General features: G+C 73.2%; 17 protein-coding genes. 6 read left to right on the top strand and 11 right to left on the bottom strand.

Features of this window, described 5'->3' with window-relative positions; all coding sequences use genetic code 11:
- Positions 1 to 77: 77 nt before the first annotated feature.
- Positions 78 to 1,001, bottom strand: coding sequence for an LLM class F420-dependent oxidoreductase (locus ACGF5O_RS15275; RefSeq protein WP_393810346.1), 924 nt, complete (start codon positions 999 to 1,001; stop codon positions 78 to 80).
- 244 nt (positions 1,002 to 1,245) lie between these two features.
- On the opposite strand from ACGF5O_RS15275, the gene ACGF5O_RS15270 reads away from it, so the two are divergent.
- Positions 1,246 to 1,428 carry a hypothetical protein gene (locus ACGF5O_RS15270; RefSeq protein WP_393810345.1) on the top strand — a complete coding sequence of 61 codons (183 nt, stop codon included), beginning with the start codon at positions 1,246 to 1,248 and terminating at the stop codon, positions 1,426 to 1,428.
- A 187-nt stretch (positions 1,429 to 1,615) separates the two neighbouring features.
- On the opposite strand, the gene ACGF5O_RS15265 is transcribed toward ACGF5O_RS15270, so the two are convergent.
- From ACGF5O_RS15265 to ACGF5O_RS15250, 4 genes are all read right to left on the bottom strand, one after another.
- The gene (locus tag ACGF5O_RS15265) at positions 1,616 to 2,074 is read right to left on the bottom strand and encodes a DUF6099 family protein (RefSeq protein ID WP_393810344.1); all 459 of its coding nucleotides are present in this window, start codon (positions 2,072 to 2,074) and stop codon (positions 1,616 to 1,618) included.
- Between the two features lie 194 nt (positions 2,075 to 2,268).
- The gene (locus ACGF5O_RS15260; protein WP_393810343.1) at positions 2,269 to 2,643 is read right to left on the bottom strand and encodes a nucleotide pyrophosphohydrolase; all 375 of its coding nucleotides are present in this window, start codon (positions 2,641 to 2,643) and stop codon (positions 2,269 to 2,271) included.
- Positions 2,595 to 3,923, bottom strand: a complete 1,329-nt coding sequence (locus ACGF5O_RS15255) for an ATP-binding protein (RefSeq protein ID WP_393810621.1) — start codon at positions 3,921 to 3,923, stop codon at positions 2,595 to 2,597. The genes ACGF5O_RS15260 and ACGF5O_RS15255 overlap by 49 nt, the downstream gene beginning before the upstream one ends.
- A 324-nt stretch (positions 3,924 to 4,247) precedes the next feature.
- Positions 4,248 to 4,637, bottom strand: a complete 390-nt coding sequence (locus ACGF5O_RS15250) for a cell division protein SepF (protein ID WP_393810342.1) — start codon at positions 4,635 to 4,637, stop codon at positions 4,248 to 4,250.
- A 292-nt stretch (positions 4,638 to 4,929) separates the two neighbouring features.
- Here ACGF5O_RS15250 and ACGF5O_RS15245 point away from each other — a divergent pair, with 292 nt between their 5' ends.
- Positions 4,930 to 6,627 carry a hypothetical protein gene (locus ACGF5O_RS15245; protein WP_393810341.1) on the top strand — a complete coding sequence of 566 codons (1,698 nt, stop codon included), beginning with the start codon at positions 4,930 to 4,932 and terminating at the stop codon, positions 6,625 to 6,627.
- Positions 6,628 to 6,729: 102 nt separating this feature from the next.
- Here ACGF5O_RS15245 and ACGF5O_RS15240 read toward each other — a convergent pair whose 3' ends face one another.
- A complete protein-coding gene (locus ACGF5O_RS15240; protein WP_393810340.1) occupies positions 6,730 to 7,242 on the bottom strand; it encodes a YceI family protein in 513 nt (170 codons plus the stop codon).
- A gap of 100 nt (positions 7,243 to 7,342) precedes the next feature.
- Between ACGF5O_RS15240 and ACGF5O_RS15235 the strand changes: the two genes are divergently transcribed.
- The 4 genes from ACGF5O_RS15235 to meaB all read left to right on the top strand — a co-directional run bounded on the left by ACGF5O_RS15235 (position 7,343) and on the right by meaB (position 12,916).
- Entirely contained in the window at positions 7,343 to 7,840 is a 498-nt protein-coding gene (locus ACGF5O_RS15235) for a MarR family winged helix-turn-helix transcriptional regulator (RefSeq protein WP_393810339.1), read from the top strand.
- 113 nt (positions 7,841 to 7,953) lie between these two features.
- The gene (locus ACGF5O_RS15230) at positions 7,954 to 9,759 is read left to right on the top strand and encodes a methylmalonyl-CoA mutase family protein (protein ID WP_393810338.1); all 1,806 of its coding nucleotides are present in this window, start codon (positions 7,954 to 7,956) and stop codon (positions 9,757 to 9,759) included.
- A complete protein-coding gene (gene scpA, locus ACGF5O_RS15225; RefSeq protein WP_393810337.1) occupies positions 9,759 to 11,918 on the top strand; it encodes a methylmalonyl-CoA mutase in 2,160 nt (719 codons plus the stop codon). Before ACGF5O_RS15230 ends, scpA begins: the two co-directional genes overlap by 1 nt.
- Complete coding sequence (gene meaB / locus ACGF5O_RS15220) at positions 11,915 to 12,916, top strand: methylmalonyl Co-A mutase-associated GTPase MeaB (RefSeq protein ID WP_393810336.1); 1,002 nt, start codon at positions 11,915 to 11,917, stop codon at positions 12,914 to 12,916. Before scpA ends, meaB begins: the two co-directional genes overlap by 4 nt.
- Here the strand turns inward: meaB and ACGF5O_RS15215 are convergent.
- The 5 genes from ACGF5O_RS15215 to ACGF5O_RS15195 form a co-directional block, all read right to left on the bottom strand.
- The gene (locus ACGF5O_RS15215) at positions 12,904 to 13,479 is read right to left on the bottom strand and encodes a sigma-70 family RNA polymerase sigma factor (RefSeq protein WP_393810335.1); all 576 of its coding nucleotides are present in this window, start codon (positions 13,477 to 13,479) and stop codon (positions 12,904 to 12,906) included. The genes meaB and ACGF5O_RS15215 overlap by 13 nt on opposite strands.
- Positions 13,476 to 13,604: a hypothetical protein gene (locus tag ACGF5O_RS15210; protein ID WP_393810334.1), complete on the bottom strand. Its 129-nt coding sequence runs from the start codon at positions 13,602 to 13,604 to the stop codon at positions 13,476 to 13,478. Before ACGF5O_RS15210 ends, ACGF5O_RS15215 begins: the two co-directional genes overlap by 4 nt.
- A gap of 9 nt (positions 13,605 to 13,613) precedes the next feature.
- Entirely contained in the window at positions 13,614 to 14,267 is a 654-nt protein-coding gene (locus ACGF5O_RS15205) for a hypothetical protein (RefSeq protein ID WP_393810333.1), read from the bottom strand.
- 265 nt (positions 14,268 to 14,532) lie between these two features.
- On the bottom strand, positions 14,533 to 15,255 hold the full coding sequence (locus ACGF5O_RS15200) for a hypothetical protein (RefSeq protein ID WP_393810332.1): 723 nt from the start codon (positions 15,253 to 15,255) through the stop codon (positions 14,533 to 14,535).
- A 118-nt stretch (positions 15,256 to 15,373) separates the two neighbouring features.
- Complete coding sequence (locus ACGF5O_RS15195) at positions 15,374 to 16,099, bottom strand: alpha/beta fold hydrolase (RefSeq protein ID WP_393810331.1); 726 nt, start codon at positions 16,097 to 16,099, stop codon at positions 15,374 to 15,376.
- Positions 16,100 to 16,114 lie beyond the last annotated feature (15 nt).

The raw sequence follows: 16,114 nt of genomic DNA, 5'->3' as shown, positions 1-16,114 counted from the left end.
CGCCGGGTGACTGTGACGGAAGCCATAGCTCCGGTCACAGCCGTGTCACAGCCGGCCGGATGCGCGGTCCCGGCCGGTTACGACAGCTGCGACTGGACCTGGGCGGAGATCAGCTCCAGGTGGTCCAGGTCGGAGAGGTCGAGGATCTGGAGGTAGAAGCGGCGGGAGCCGATCTCGGCGTAGCGGCCGATCTTCTCGACGACCTCGGCGGGGGTGCCGGCCAGGCCGTTCTCCTTCAGTTCGGCGACCTCGCGGCCGATCGCGGCGGCGCGCCGTGCGACCTCCTGGTCGTCCTTGCCGACGCAGACCACGAGGGCGTTGGAGTACGTCAGTTCGTCCGCCCCGCGCCCTGCCGCCTCGACGGCGTCCCGCACCCGGCCGAACTGCCGGTCGCTGTCCTCGACCGAGGCGAACGGCATGTTGAACTCGTCGGCGTACCGCGCGGTCAGCTTCGGGGTGCGGCTTGCGCCGTGGCCGCCGATCAGCACCGGGATCCGCGCCTGGGCGGGCTTGGGCAGCGCGGGCGAGCCGGTGAGGTCGTAGTAGGTGCCGTGGAAGTCGAAGGTGTCGCCGAGCTTGGTCTCCCAGAGCCCGGTGACGATCGCCAGCTGCTCCTCCAGGCGGCCGAACTTCTCCTTCGGGAAGGGGATGCCGTACGCCTTGTGCTCTTCCTCGAACCAGCCCGCGCCGAGGCCGAGTTCGACCCGGCCGCCGGACATCTGGTCGACCTGGGCGACCTGGATGGCGAGCACGCCGGGCAGCCGGAAGGTTCCGGCGGTCATGAGGGTGCCGAGGCGGATCCGCTTGGTCTCGCGGGCGAGTCCGGCGAGGGTGATCCAGGCGTCGGTGGGGCCGGGCAGGCCGTCCCCGTCACCCATCTTCAGATAGTGGTCGGAGCGGAAGAAGGCGTCGAAACCGAGGTCTTCGGTGGCCTTGGCGACGGTGAGGAGGGTGTCGTAGCTCGCGCCCTGCTGGGGCTCGGTGAAGATACGAAGGTCCATACACCTATCCTGCACGGCCCCCGCCCCGTCAGCCGCATCGGCACCGCCTGTCGCGGGCGTCCACCCTCGGGTGAATGTCGTCAACGGCGGGGCCGCCGGGCGGCGCGGGCCAGTGACCGGCCTGTGCGGTGATCGTTGGGTGGGGGGTGCCGGGCCGTCCGGCACCCGCGCCGGACGGTCGCCGTCGCCGCGCGTCGTTCGTGGCCCGCCGCCGACGGCGGGCCGGGGGGCCGAGGAGGCCGTCTTGACCGAAGAGTCCGTTCCACAGCAGGGTCGCCCCCCGTCCGGTCAGCCGAAGGGGCTGCTCCAGCAGATGGAGGAACTCATGGCGGCGTTGAACGCGGACCTTTCCGCACTGGACGCGGACCTGCAGCGACCCGCGAGGGAAGCGGCCGACCTCGGCCGAGAGGCACGTCCGAGGCCCTAGGGCTGCCGGGCGAGGTGAGCTGGGCCGTGCGTTCGTCCGCGGGCCGGTGGGGGCTGTTCGCGCAGTTCCCCGCGCCCCTGAAGGGGGCGGTCACCCCGGTGCTTTTAGGGGCGCGGGGAACTGCGCGACCAGCCACGACGGCGCCGCAGACGGCAGACCACACAGGGCGGCTCTTCGAGCGGAACGCTCACCCGTCGCGGACCTCCTCCCGGGCCGCCAGCTTGCGGAGCATCTCCAGGACCCGGTCCCTGGACTCGTCGGCCGCGTCGATGGCCTCCATGCACTGCCAGTACGTCGCCTCGTCGGCCGCGGCGCTGGCCATGCCGACCAGGGCGATGCCGGCCTCGGCGAGAAGGCCGCCGAGGCTCAGCAAAGTCAGGCGGGCGTCGTCCAGTTCGGTGAGCTGGGCGGCGCGCAGGGTGCCGGGGTCCAGGTCGGGGGTGCCCAGCACGCCGCAGCCCCGGCCCGCCAGCTCGGTCAGGCCGAGGGCCTCGCCGCGCAGTTCGGGCGGGCCGGAGACGGCCAGCCGGCTGCCGATCGCCTGGGCCAGGGCCTGGGCCTGCCACACCTCGGTCATCAACTCCGGAACGCCCGCGCCGTGCGCCAGCGCCCGTCTGCTCGCCACGATGAGCCGCATCGCGTCCATCCGTCGCCCCGTCCCCGTCGGTCCGAACTGCCTTGCCGCACTCAGTAGTTCACTACCCAGAGTGAGGGTTGCTGAGACGTGGAGCCAGGGGAAGACGGAAATCTGTGGACAACAATTCGGATTCGGGCGGGTTGCTGCTACTGAGCGTTAAACCGGAGTGCCGTGCTCCTCGTCGGCGCCCTCCCTGCGGCCCGTCAGAGGGGCGGGAACCGCTCCTCGTTGCGGTCGATCTTCGCGGCCAGCGCGGCCAGCGGGTCGACGTCCAGGACGTCGCAGAGCTGGAGGAGATAGGCGAGGACGTCGGCGACCTCGTCCGCGACCCGGTGGGCGGTGCCGGGATCGGCCATCACCCGGGACGACTCCTCCGGGGTCAACCACTGGAAGATCTCGACCAGTTCGGAGGCCTCCACGCTGAGGGCGGAGGCCAGGTTCTTGGGGTTGTGGTACTGCCGCCAGTCGCGGGCGGCGGCGAACTCGGCCAGCCGGCGCTGGAGTCCCGCCACGTCGAGGGGTTCGTCGGTCACGCCTCCAGGTGTACCACTGTGATCGCCCCGGCCCCCTCGGCCCATGACGCGTCGCTCACCGCGCCGACCAGCCGGATGTGGCCGCGCTCGCCCATCAGGACGGCCGTACGCAGGAGTTCGGCGCGCTGGCCCGGGTCGAGGGCGCGGTCGAAGCCGTCGGCGAGGACGGTGAGGCCGCGCATGGCGTCGGGCACCTCGCCGGGGGCGTCGACCGCGAGGACGCCGGGGCCGGTGAAGAGGACCAGGGCGAGGGCGAGGTAGCGCAGTTCGCCGTCGCCGAGCCGCTCCAGTTCCGTGCGCCGGCCGTCGCCGCGGTCGAGGAGGGCCCGTACCGTGCCGTCGCCGAGCGGTTCGGCGAGCAGGTCGGCGACGGGGCCCGCACAGCCGGTGCGCACCGCGTCGACGAGCAGGCCGTGCCGGCGGCCGCATTCGGCGCGGGTGCGCCACAGGACGTCGGCCAGGTTGTCGCAGCCGCGCAGCAGCCGGCCGGAGCCGGTGCGGACGGGGGCGCGCATGCCGTCGGGCCGCGGGTCGCAGGGGAACACCGACCGCAGGGCGACGACCATCTGCTCGGCGGCGGCGAGGACCTGCCGCTGCCCGTCCGTCTTCCCGGCGACGCGCAGCGGCAGCAGGGCGGTGCCGAGGCGGTCGTCGGGGAGCGGCGCCCGGGTCACCGGCGCGGAGCCCGCGGTGTGCCAGGCGGCCTGCACGGCGGGGCGGCTCGGGTCGCGCAGCGCGGTCTCCAGGAGCACGAGGCCGCCCGCGGTCAGCCGTTCGCCGACGACGCGCAGTTCGGGCTCGGCCTGGACGGCGAGGTCGAGCCGTACCGGTCCCTCGGCGCCGTCGGCCGTGCAGCCGATGCGGAACCCCCGGCGCCGCTGCGCGTCGGGCCGGGCCTGCTCCGGCACCAGCGCGCCCGGGTCGGGGAACACCTCCGCGAGCACGGCCCCGCCCCCGAGGCGGGCGAGCGCCTCGTAGGCCGCGAGCGCCGTGCTCTTCCCGCTCCCGCTGGGCCCGGTGAACAGGGTGACCTGCCCGACCGGAAAGGTCGCGCCACGGTGCCGGGCGAAGGCGGCGAGCCGAAGCTCGGTGACGCGGGGGCGGGGGTCACGACGGGGGGTGGGGGCGGGCGCCGGGCCGGGAGCAGACGCCCTGCGGGGAGCGGGTGCGGTGGCCGGTGGTGTCTCCCGGCGGCCCGAGCGGGCGCGCGGGACGGTCTCCGACGGCGCGGCGGGCGCGCCGGAGCGGGCCGGGCGGGTCCGCTCGGGAGCCGAACCGGCGGACCCCGTCGGCACGTTCGGCACGTTCGGCGCGTTCGGCGCCACCGCCGCCGCCGACACCACCGCTGACACCGGCACCTCCGACGCCACGCCGTCTTCGGGCGGCGGTGTCAGTGGCAGCGACGGCGGCGGGGCCGACGTGTCACCCGAAGCGGAGCGGGCGGACGGAGAAGAGGAAGGGCGGGACGCGGACGAGGCGGGGGGCACGGCCATATGCGGACCGTAGGCCTCCGGCCGACCGGCGAACCGTTCCGCCCGCGCACCCTTCCTTCGATCGGGGGATGCCCGGCCGTGCCACGGAACACGGGAACACAGGATCACGGGATCACGGAATCACGGATCGGTCCGGACTCCCCGCCGTACCGGCCGTCAGCTCCCGGAGGCCCCCGCGCCCTGCATCAGCCCGCCGACCTCCGTGCCGGGCGGGGTGAGGAGGAAGACGTTGCGGTCGACCCGGTGCATTCCGCTGGCCAGGCCGAAGACCACGCCCGTGCTGAAGTCGAGGACGCGCTTGGCGACCTCCGTCTCGGCGCCGGTGAGGTCGAGCAGGACCGGTATCCCGGCCATCAGCGTCTCGGCGACGTCGCGGGCGTCGGCGAAGACGTTGACCCGCAGGACGACGAAACGGCGGCGCGTCTCCGTCTCCGCGTCCGGCAGCGCCCGATGGCCCACCGCCGACGGCCAGGCGTCGCGGCCCCGCAGCGGCACCACCTGGGCGAGCCCCTCCCACTGTTCATCGGTGACGTCGTAACGGCTCACCGGCTCCCCCCGACCTGACTCGCACTCGATGCCTGCACCAGCCAATTCTTACGCCAAGTCACCCGTTCGGCCCAACAGCGACACGAGGCGCGAGCGTTTCCTGGTGGCCTTGTACGAATGAAGGGTTCTTGTCACTATTCAGGCGATTGCCGCGCATTGGGGGCTTCTTACCGCCCTCACACCGGACTCTTCTCCTCCTGTGGCGCCCCGCTCACCGCCCGCGATTACCGTCCGGTGCGTGCACTTGGCAGAAACACAACAGGTGACACCCGACCGGCGGACACAGTCGGCGGTGTCCGCCGCTCCGGGCGACGCCGGAGCCCCCGCCCCCTGGCACCGGGTCCTGACCCTCCTCGCCGACATCGGTCTGTTCATCGGCACCCGCTCGGTGTGGACGCAGGCGGTGACCCACCACCAGGTCCTGGCGGCCCTGATCTCCCTCTGCTACGTCTCGATCCTCATGACCGGCGTGCTGACGCTGACCGTCCGCAGCACCCGGTCGCTGGCCCGCCTCGACCTGGTGGTCCTGGTCACGGCGGTGGTGCTGGCACTGTGCACCTGGGTGCTGAACCACAACGGCGGCGACGAGGGCGTCCTCACCACCCAGGCGGCCAGGGAGCTCCTAGCCGGCCACCCGGTGTACGGACAGCCCTGGCCCTGGCTGTTCGGCGGCAAGGGCGTCGCCCTCACGCCGACGATAGGCGGCAGCTACGACTACACCTACGGCTATCCCCCGCTGGCCCCGCTGCTGACCGTCCCGTTCCTCTGGCTCGGCCACCACGGCGCCCCCGCGACGGCGGTGTGCGCGGGCGCCCTGATCACCGGCACGGTCGTGCTGTGGCGGATGCTCCCGGTGCCGTGGCGTTCGGCGGCGACCCTGTCCTGCCTGGGCTTCGGCTTCCTCGCCACGTACTCCCGGGTCGGCTACCCGGCGGTGATCGCCCTGGCGCTGCTGATGCCGGTGGTGGTGCGCTGGCCGCGGATCGGTCAGGGCGGGCGGCTGGGATGGGCCGGGATCGCGCGGGCCGCGTGCCTCGGGGCCGCGTGCGCGGCGCAGCAACTGCCGTGGTTCGTCACGCCGTTCCTGCTGGCCGGCATCTACGCGGTGCGGCGCGGGGAACTCGGCGGCCGGGCCGCCGCGCTGGTGGTCCTGCGGTTCGCCGGGGCGGCCGTCACGGTGTGGCTGCTGATCAACACGTACTTCATCGTGTCCGAGCCCGGCCGCTGGCTGGGCGGGATCGCGCTGCCGCTCACCCAGGGTGCCGTGGTGCACGGCCAGGGCCTGGTGGACATCACGCTCTACTACACGAACGGCAGCGACCGCATCGACTGGTACTCGCACGCGAGCATGCTCCTCGCGGCGGCCCTGCTGGCCCTGTTCGTGCTCTTCGTGCGCCGGCTCGGGCCGGCCGCGACCGTGCTGCCGTGGCTCGCCTTCTTCCTGGCGACCCGTTCCCAGGACGGCTACTACCTGCTGATGACCCCGCTGTGGCTGGCGGCGGCGGTCACCGCACCGCTGTCCGAGTTCGAGCACGCCTGGCAGCCGCGTCCGGCCCTGCTGACCGGCCCCCGCCGCCGCCCCGCCCTGGCCGTGACGGTCGCCCTGCTGCTCACCCCGGCGCTGGTGAGCGCGGCGCTCGCGGTGTCCGGCCGGCCGCCGCTGCGGATGGAGATCACCGCGCTGCGCCGGGCCGCGCACCAGGCCTCGGTGGTCAGGGCGATGACGCTGAAGGTGGTCAACACGGGGAGCGTGCCGCTCACCCCGCACTACACGCTCACCACCGGCCAGGGCATGAGCAAGTACTGGCTGCTGGTGCGGGGTCCTGCGACGATCCCCGGGCACAGCACGGCGAGTGTCGAACTCAGGCCGTCGAACGGCAGGTTCGGCATCCCCGTCAAACCGAGCACCCGGATCCGGCTGCGTGCGTTCACCGCGGATCCGCAGACACTGTCCAGCCAGGACGTCAGGCTCAGCCGGACGGTCCGCTGAACGTTCCGGTCGCCAGTCGGCTGCGGCGCCGTCGTGGCTGATGGCGCAGTTCCTCCCCCAACCTTCGGCCGGGGGGACCCCCAGCGCCCCTTACGGGGGGCTTCAGGCCGCCGTGCGGGTGAAGCGGAGGGTGGCGGTGACCGTGGTCGGGCCGCCCATCATGCCCATCTGGTTGAAGGTGATGCCGAACTCCTCGCGCACCACCTGGAACTCGGCCTCCAGCGTGAGCGCGTCGTCGTCCGCCGAGACCAGCTTCGCGGTGGCCTTCTGTGGCCTGCTGATGCCCCGGACGGTCAGCTGACCGTCGACCTGCACCTCGTCACCGGTGTGCCGGGCGCTGCGCACCGCGAAGGTGATCTCCGGGTGGTTGTCGGCGTCGAAGAAGTCGGCCGAGCGCAGGTGGTCGTCGCGCTTCTTGTTCTTGGTGTCCAGCGAGGTCGCGTCGATCGACAGGGTGCCGCTGGCGGTGCCGTCGGCGGCCACCTCGCCCCGGCCGCCGACGCCCGCGAAGGTGCCCTTGACGGCGACCAGGCCCCAGAAGGTCTTGTGCCGGACGGCGACGGTGGAGGCGGTCGGGTCGAGCTGCCAGAGGCCGGTTTCCACGGTGACGGTCATGGCCGTACTCCGATCCATTGATGGTTCAAATTTGGATGACTGCGATGTGCCTGCACGTTAGCCCACTATCCAAATTTGGACAACAGGTAGACTCGATGCCATGGCCGCCGACCAGGAACACCCCGCAGAGCTGCCCGAATGTCCGTCCCACGCGGGCGGCGGGCTGCTCCCGGCCGAGCTGCGCGCCTGGATGTTGCTGCTGGCCGCGACGGGTGCGGTGGAGCAGCGGCTGCGGTCGGTCGTGAAGGAGACGCTGGACGTCTCGCACGACGAGTTCCTGATCCTGTGCCTGCTGGCCGAACTGCCTCGCGAGGGTCTGCGGATGACCCGGATCGCCGAACTCCTGGGCCGCCCCAAGACCCGCCTCACCTACCAGATCGCCTGCCTCCAGCACGCCGGTCTCGTCACCCGCAAGGCCGCCTGCGGCGACAAGCGGGGCATCGAGGTCGCCCTCACCGACAAGGCCCGCCGGCAGATCCAGGACGCCTCCGCCGCGCTCGCCGGGACGGTGGCACAGGCGGTCGGCCACGTCATCGGTCCGGAGCAGCGCGAGGCGCTGTGCGCGCTGATCCCGGAGCTCGCCGACGACACGCCCTGACCGCACGAATCAGGCCACTTCACCCCCGGGAGGCACAGGTCACAGCCACGGGGAGGGCAAGGTCACAGCCCTGCCACCCGTGCACTTTTGGCGCTCTGCCCTAGCATCCGAGCATGACGGTCCTGCCTGACGACGGGCTCTCACTGGCCGCCGAGTTCCCCGCCGCGACGCAAGAGCAGTGGCAACGCCTGGTCGAGGGTGTGCTGCGCAAGTCCGGCAGGGAAGTCTCGGGCGAGGCCGCCGAGGACGCCCTGTCCACGACGCTGGAGGACGGGCTGCGCACCCGTCCCCTGTACACCGCGCGCGACACCGCGCCCGACCCCGGTCTGCCCGGCTTCGCGCCGTACGTGCGCGGCGGCCGTCCGGAGGGCGGTACCGCGGGCGGCTGGGACGTACGGCAGCGGCACGCGGCGGCTCCCGACGGCGCGCTCCTCGCCGACCTGGAGAACGGCGTCACCTCGCTCTGGCTGCTCGTGGGCCGGGGCGGCATCCCGGTGCCCGGCCTCGCCCGCGCCCTCGACGGCGTCTACCTGGACCTCGCCCCGGTGGTCCTGGACGCCGGCCGGGACACCGAGGCGGCGGCGGCCGAGCTGTTCCGGCTGTACGACGAGAGGGGCGTCGCCCCCGAGGCGGTACGCGGCAACCTGGGCGCCGACCCACTGGGGTACGAGGCCCGCACCGGCACCGCCCTCCCCTTCGCCCCCGTCGCCGAGCTGGCGAAGCGCTGCGCCGCGGAGTTCCCCGGCCTGCGCGCGCTGACCGTGGACGCGCTGCCCTACCACGAGGCGGGCGGCTCGGCCGCGCAGGAGCTGGCTGCCTCGCTGGCCACCGGGGTGGCGTACCTGCGCGAGCTGACGGAGGCCGGGCTGGGCGTCGAACAGGCCCTGGCCCAGCTGGAGTTCCGGTACGCGGCCACCGCCGACCAGTTCCTGACGATCGCCAGGCTGCGCGCCGCGCGCCGGCTGTGGGCGCGGGTCGCCGAGGTCAGCGGGGCCACGGACGCGGGCGCACAGGTGCAGCACGCCGTCACCTCGCCGGTGATGATGAGCCGCCGTGACCCGTGGGTGAACATGCTCCGTACGACGGTCGCGACGCTGGCCGCCGGGGTGGGCGGCGCCGACTCCGTCACCGTCCTGCCGTTCGACCACGCGATCGGCCTGCCGGACGCGTTCGCCCGCCGGATCGCCCGCAACACCTCGACGATCCTCATCGAGGAGTCCCACCTGGCCCGGGTCGTCGACCCGGCGGGCGGCTCCTGGTACGTGGAGAAGCTCACCGACGAACTCGCCCACGCTGGCTGGGAGTTCTTCCGCAGCATCGAGCGGGACGGCGGCCAGGCGGCCGTACTCCGTTCCGGCCGGCTGCGCACCGACCTGGCGACCACCTGGGCCGAGCGCTCCAAGAAGCTCGCCAGGCGCCGCGAACCCGTCACCGGCGTCAGCGAGTTCCCGTTCCTCGCCGAGAAGCCGGTCGTGCGCGAGCCCGCCCCCGAGCCGCCGTCGGGCGGCCTCCCCCGGGTCCGCCGCGACGAGGCCTACGAGGAGCTGCGCGCCCGCTCGGACGCCCACCTCGCGGCGACCGGCAGCCGCCCCCGGATCTACCTGGCGACGCTCGGCCCGGCCGCCGCGTACACCGCCCGGGCCGGCTTCGCCGCCAACCTCTTCCAGGCCGGCGGCATCGAACCCGTCACCGAGGGCACCTTCGAGGAGAGCGGTGCCGCCGAGGCGGTGCTCTGCTCCAGCGACGCGCTCTACGCCGAACAGGCCGCACAGCAGGCCGAGTCGCTGAAGGCGGCCGGTGCCCGGCATGTGGTGCTGGCCGGCCGGGGCGAGTACACCGGCATCGACTCGTACGTCTTCGCGGGCTGCGACGCCGTGGCCGTGCTGTCCGAGACCCTCGACCGCATGGGAGTGTCCTGATGGGAATCCCCGACTTCTCCGGCATCGAGCTGGGGACCCCCGTCACCGACGGCAGCCCCGAGGAGTGGCGGGCGGCCGGCGGTGACCTGCCGCTGTGGGAGACCCCGGAGGGCATCGGGGTCAAGCCGCTCTACACCGGCCGCGACCTGGAGGGCCTGGACTTCCTCGGGACCTACCCGGGCATCGCGCCGTACCTGCGCGGCCCGTACCCGACGATGTACGTCAACCAGCCCTGGACCATCCGCCAGTACGCGGGCTTCTCCACCGCCGAGGAGTCCAACGCGTTCTACCGGCGCAACCTGGCGGCCGGCCAGAAGGGCCTGTCGGTCGCCTTCGACCTGCCCACGCACCGGGGTTACGACAGCGACCACCCGCGGGTGACCGGTGACGTCGGCATGGCGGGCGTGGCCATCGACTCGATCTACGACATGCGCCAGCTCTTCGACGGCATCCCGCTGGACCGGATGACCGTCTCGATGACGATGAACGGCGCGGTGCTCCCCGTGCTCGCCCTCTACATCGTGGCGGCGGAGGAACAGGGCGTACCGCCCGAGAAGCTGGCCGGGACCATCCAGAACGACATCCTCAAGGAGTTCATGGTCCGCAACACCTACATCTATCCGCCGAAGCCGTCGATGCGGATCATCTCCGACATCTTCGCGTACACCTCGCAGCGGATGCCCCGCTACAACTCGATCTCGATCTCCGGATACCACATCCAGGAGGCGGGCGCGACGGCCGATCTGGAGCTGGCGTACACGCTCGCGGACGGCGTCGAGTACATCCGGGCGGGACGCGAGGCCGGCCTGGACGTGGACGCGTTCGCGCCCCGGCTCTCCTTCTTCTGGGCGATCGGCATGAACTTCTTCATGGAGATCGCCAAGCTGCGCGCGGCCCGGCTGCTGTGGGCCAAGCTGGTCTCGCAGTTCGAGCCGCAGAACACCAAGTCCCTTTCCCTGCGCACCCATTCGCAGACCTCGGGCTGGTCGCTGACCGCGCAGGACGTCTTCAACAACGTCACGCGTACGGCCGTGGAGGCGATGGCCGCGACCCAGGGCCACACCCAGTCGCTGCACACCAACGCCCTGGACGAGGCCCTCGCGCTGCCGACGGACTTCTCGGCGCGGATCGCCCGCAACACCCAGCTGCTCATCCAGCAGGAGTCGGGGACGACGAGGGTCATCGACCCGTGGGGCGGCAGCGCCTACGTGGAGCGGCTGACGTACGACCTCGCCCGCAAGGCCTGGGCGCACATCCAGGAGGTCGAGGCGGCGGGCGGCATGGCCAAGGCGATCGACGCCGGCATTCCCAAGCTGCGCATCGAGGAGGCGGCGGCCCGCACCCAGGCCCGGATCGACTCGGGGCGGCAGCCGGTGATCGGCGTCAACAAGTACCGGGTGGACAGCGACGAGCAGATCGACGTCCTCAAGGTCGACAACTCCTCGGTGCGTGCCCAGCAGATCGAGAAGCTGCGGCGGCTGCGCGCGGAGCGGGACGAGACGGTGTGCCGGGACGCGCTGGACGCGCTGACCCGGGCGGCGGACGGCGACGGCAACCTGCTGGAGCTGGCGGTGCACGCGGCCCGCGCCAAGGCCACCGTCGGCGAGATCTCGGACGCCCTGGAGAAGGTGTACGGCCGGCACGCGAGCCAGATCCGTACGATCTCCGGTGTGTACCGCAACGAAGCAGGCGAGTCCCCGGACGTGGACCGCACCCGGGCCCTGGTCGACGCGTTCGACGAGGCCGAGGGGCGCCGCCCGCGCATCCTGGTCGCCAAGATGGGCCAGGACGGTCACGACCGCGGCCAGAAGGTGATCGCGACCGCCTTCGCCGACCTCGGCTTCGACGTCGACGTCGGCCCGCTCTTCCAGACCCCGGAGGAGGTCGCCCGCCAGGCGGTGGAGGCGGACGTCCACGTGGTCGGCGTGTCCTCGCTGGCGGCCGGTCACCTCACCCTCGTACCGGCGCTGCGCGAGCAGCTCGCCGAGGAGGGCCGGGCGGACATCATGATCGTGGTCGGCGGTGTCATCCCGCCGCAGGACGTGCCGACCCTCCTGGAGATGGGCGCCACGGCCGTGTTCCCGCCCGGGACGGTGATCCCCGACGCCGCCTACGACCTGGTGAAGCGGCTGTCGGCGGAACTCGGGCACGACCTGTGATCGATGTCGACGCCTATGTGAAGGGTGTGCTCGACGGGAAGCGCGCGGTGATCGCCCGCGCCATCACCCTCGTCGAGTCCACCCGGCCACAGCACCGGGTGCTGGCGCAGGAGTTGCTCACCGAGCTGCTCCCGCACAGCGGCCGGGCCCGGCGGATCGGCATCAGCGGGGTGCCGGGCGTGGGCAAGTCGACGTTCATCGACGCGTTCGGCACGCTGCTGACGGGGCTGGGGTACCGGGTCGCGGTCCTGGCCGTGGACCCGTCGTCGACGCGGACGGGCGGCTCGATCCTGGGCGACAAGACGCGGATGGAGCGGCTGGCGGTCGACCCCGCCGCCTTCGTCCGGCCCTCCCCCAGCGCCGGCACCCTCGGCGGGGTCGCGAAGGCGACCCGGGAGTCGATGGTGGTCATGGAGGCCGCCGGGTACGACGTGATCCTGGTCGAGACGGTCGGCGTCGGCCAGTCGGAGACCGCGGTCGCCGACATGGTCGACTCCTTCCTGCTGCTCAGCCTCGCCCGTACCGGCGACCAGCTCCAGGGCATCAAGAAGGGCGTCCTGGAGCTGGCCGACGTGATCGCCGTCAACAAGGCGGACGGCCCGCACGAGCGCGACGCCCGTTCCGCCGCACGCGAACTGGCGGGCGCGCTGCGCCTGATGCACGGCAACAACGCCTTCTGGACTCCCCCGGTGCTGAGTTGCAGCGCCCGCGAGTCGACGGGGCTGGATGTCGTCTGGGAGCGCCTGGAGCAGCACCGGGTGCTGCTCGACTCCACCGGGCGGCTCGCGGAGAAGCGGCGTGACCAGCAGGTGGGGTGGACCTGGTCGATGGTCCGGGACGAGCTGCTCGGCCGGCTCTCCGCCCACCCCGCGGTGCGCGCGACCGCCCCCGGCCTCGAACAGGAGGTCAGGGACGGCACGTTGACGGCGACACTGGCCGCCGAGCGCATCCTGAAGGCGTTCGGGGAGCCGGCCGAGGGTCCTCCTCAGGCCAGCTGATCCCGGAGCGCCTCGCGGGCCCTGGCGACCCGGGAGCGGACCGTGCCGACGGGACAGTCGCTGACCTCGGCGGCCTCCGCGTACGGCAGCCCGACGAGCTGGGTGAGGACGAACGCCTCCCGCCGCTCCTCGGGCAGCGCCTCCAGGAGGTCGAGCAGCGCGACGCCGTCGTCGAACCCGGGCAGCCCGTGCGGCTGGGCCCGCTCGACGGCCTGCTGCCAGTCGGGGACGTCCGCCGGGCGGGGCCTGGCGGCGGCGTACCGGTGGCTGTCCACGACGGCCCGGCGGGCGATCGACAGCAGCCAGGAGCGGGCCGAGCCATGGCCTTCGAACCGGTGCAGGCTGCCCAGCGCGCGCAGGAACGTGTCCTGCGCGAGGTCGTCGACGGCCTGCGGGTCGGCGCAGAGATGGGCGACGTACCGGAGGACGTCGCGGTGCAGAGCCCGTACGAACGCGTCCACGGCGGCCGTGTCGCCGGACCGGGCGGCGAGCGCCCAGGCCGTGATCGACGCGTCACGCTTCTCGGCCGCGTCAGGGCGTGCGGGCAGGACAGAAGTGATCACTCGGTGTCCTCGGTGTCCTCGGTGACGAAGATGAAAGGGGAGACGGCCCGGTGGCGCTCGCGGTGCTCGATCGGGCGTACGGCCGCCGTGTTCGTCCGGGGCGCGCAGGGGCGGCCCCGGAACACCAGCTGTCGTCAGGCGACAGCCGTCCGCACCGGCGGACCCCGGGAAGTGATCGCGTGGACGAGGAGGAGCAGCCGCGGTGCCCGGTCCGAACGGCGGCGGCGCGGCCGGAGCCGCGGGCGCTCGGGGGTGACCGGCAGGGCGAGCAGCAGCCGGAGCGGCGCGACGAGCCGGCCGGCGACGGCCCGGACGATGCGGAACGCCGCGCGTTCGCCGTGGCCGAGCCAGAGGCCGCACAGCAGCGCGGCGAGGAGGTGGGCGGCGAACATGCCGGTCGAGGCGGTACCGCCGGTGCCGAAGCCCAGGTATTCGACGGGGTCGGTGTGGGCGGGGGCCATGTGCATCGACCCCATGTGTGCCGATCCCATGTGCATGGCGGCCATGTCCATGGGCGGTGCGGTATGGGTGGACCACACCTGGGCCGCGGAGAAGCCGGAGTGCAGGGCCGTCTGGGCGCCGACCGCGGCGGACACGACCAGCGTCATCCCGCGTTCGCGGCCGGACAGGGTCCAGCCGAGGGCGCCGGTGAGTGCCAGGGCGGTGGCCAGGGCCCAGGCGGGCACCCGGCTCCCGGACATCAGGACGTGGCCGAGGGCGGCGAGCAGCACGCAGACGGCCGCGAACACCGCGGACCGTATCGTGCGTGCACACCACCCTGCCGTCATGGCGCATCATCCTCGCATCCGGACCAGCCGCGTCGGGGAGTGGTACGGCGATCCACAGGCGGTTCGCTCAACTCACAGGTGGTGTGGGGTGGTTCACAGCGGCCGCCCGTCGGGTGCGACCCGGTGGGGGCTGGTCGCGCAGTTCCCCGCGCCCCTGAAAGACAAAAACCCAGCCGCGGGCAGGCGTGCCGCAGGGCGGCACGGGTGGGCGCGGCGGCACCCGGCGAGCGCCGGTGAGTGTCCCCCCCCCCGGCAGCAACCCGGCTCAGCCCTTCAGCCAGGGCCCCTCGGGCACGCCCGTCCGTACCCTCGCCCCCGTCATGTCGACGACGATCGTGCGGTCGTCGTCCAGGTCCTCCCTGACCCGGCGCAGCCGCCCGGCCCCGTCGATCCAGTACCGCAGCGCTACGTCACCGGCCGAGAAGACGTCGTACCGGCGGCCGTCGATCCGGTCCGTTCCCACGTGGCGGCGGCCGGACCGGGCGATCCGGCGGGCGTCGTCCGGGCGGGCGGCGGCCAGGGACAGGGTCAGCCGCAGCGCCGTGTCCAGCGAAGCGGGCCCGTAGCGGCGGCGGATCCACGCCGTCGGCTTCAGCCGGGCGGCGTCCCGGACCGCCTCCGCCGTCGACGCCGGTCTCGCCAGCGGGCCCGCGCTGCCGTCGGCCCTGGGCCGGGCGACCTCCAGCCCGGCGCCGTCCCACGCCAGCAGCCCCCGCTCCGCCGCGTCCCCGGTGTCGAACCAGCCGACCGCCCGGTGCCGGTGCTCGTCGACCACCGCGCGGACCACGGCCGTACCGCCGGGCAGCGGAGCCCGTACCGTCACCTCGGCAGGGCTGTCCCGGTACGCGCGCAGCGGGGTGAGGGCCAGGCGCCGGGCCTCGTCCGCCGAGAGCGGGCGGGGAGCATCGCCGCCGGCGAGGAGGAACGGCAGGGTCGCGCACGTTCCCGTGGCGGCGGCGAGAGCCGCCCAGGTCCAGGGGGATCGCATCCGTGCTCGTACCCGCGCCGGTTTCATCCGCATGGCAACGTACCTACACGCGGACGGGCCGCGCCCGGTGGGCACCGGTGCGCGGCCCGCTCGGCATCACCCTTGCGGGGTGCGCCGTTTACTCCGTACCGAGGCTCCGGACGGCCTCGCGGATCAGGTCCGCGACCTTCTCGGGGTGGGCGAGCATGACCAGGTGGGAGGAGTCGACCTCGACCGTGGTCATGCCGGCGCGCCGGTAGCCGTAGCGCTCGACGTCGGGGTTGATGGTGCGGTCCGAGGACGACACCAGACCCCAGGACGGCTTGGTCTTCCAGGCCGCGGCCGGGGCCGCCTCGGCGAAGGCCGCGCCGGCCAGCGGGCGCTGGGAGACGGCGAGCACCCGGGCGAGGTCCGGGTCCACGTCGGCCGCGAAGATCGCGGGGAACCGGTCGGCGTCGACGGTGACGTCGGTGCCGGGCTCGTCCGAGCCCTCGACCGGGAACGGCGTGTACACCAGGGCCGAGGCGAGCTCGGAGTCCGGGAACCTGCCCTGCAGCTCGCCGAGGCTCTCGCCCTCCTCCAGGGCGTAGCCGGCCAGGTAGACCAGGGCCCGCACGTTGTCCTCGGCGCCCGCGACGGTGATGACGGCACCGCCGTAGGAGTGGCCCACCAGGACGACGGGGCCGGGAATCGCCCGGACCACCGAGGCGATGTAGGCGGAGTCGCCGGTCAGGCTGCGGTTGGGCACGGCCGGGACGAGCACCTTCAGGCCGTCGGCCAGCAGTTCGGGGACGACCCGGGCGAAGCTGGACGCGTCGGCGAAGGCACCGTGCACCAGGACGACGGTGGGTGTGGAGTCGGTCATGGGGGTTCCTTGTCG

It is taken from the genome of Streptomyces sp. NPDC048291, from assembly GCF_043201715.1.
Lineage (GTDB): Bacteria > Actinomycetota > Actinomycetes > Streptomycetales > Streptomycetaceae > Streptomyces.
The sequence above is the reverse complement of the archived record's forward strand: the minus strand, read 5'-3'. Positions and strand labels throughout refer to the sequence as shown.

Bases quoted from the DNA above. Each gene is read 5' to 3' on its own strand.
- ACGF5O_RS15275 (WP_393810346.1), bottom strand. From the start codon at position 1,001: ATGGACCTTCGTATCTTCACCGAGCCCCAGCAGGGCGCGAGCTACGAC.
- ACGF5O_RS15265 (WP_393810344.1), bottom strand. From the start codon at position 2,074: ATGGACGCGATGCGGCTCATCGTGGCGAGCAGACGGGCGCTGGCGCAC.
- ACGF5O_RS15260 (WP_393810343.1), bottom strand. From the start codon at position 2,643: ATGGGCCGAGGGGGCCGGGGCGATCACAGTGGTACACCTGGAGGCGTG.
- ACGF5O_RS15240 (WP_393810340.1), bottom strand. From the start codon at position 7,242: ATGACCGTCACCGTGGAAACCGGCCTCTGGCAGCTCGACCCGACCGCC.
- ACGF5O_RS15235 (WP_393810339.1), top strand. From the start codon at position 7,343: ATGGCCGCCGACCAGGAACACCCCGCAGAGCTGCCCGAATGTCCGTCC.
- ACGF5O_RS15230 (WP_393810338.1), top strand. From the start codon at position 7,954: ATGACGGTCCTGCCTGACGACGGGCTCTCACTGGCCGCCGAGTTCCCC.
- scpA (WP_393810337.1), top strand. From the start codon at position 9,759: ATGGGAATCCCCGACTTCTCCGGCATCGAGCTGGGGACCCCCGTCACC.
- ACGF5O_RS15205 (WP_393810333.1), bottom strand. From the start codon at position 14,267: ATGACGGCAGGGTGGTGTGCACGCACGATACGGTCCGCGGTGTTCGCG.
- ACGF5O_RS15200 (WP_393810332.1), bottom strand. From the start codon at position 15,255: ATGCGATCCCCCTGGACCTGGGCGGCTCTCGCCGCCGCCACGGGAACG.
- ACGF5O_RS15195 (WP_393810331.1), bottom strand. From the start codon at position 16,099: ATGACCGACTCCACACCCACCGTCGTCCTGGTGCACGGTGCCTTCGCC.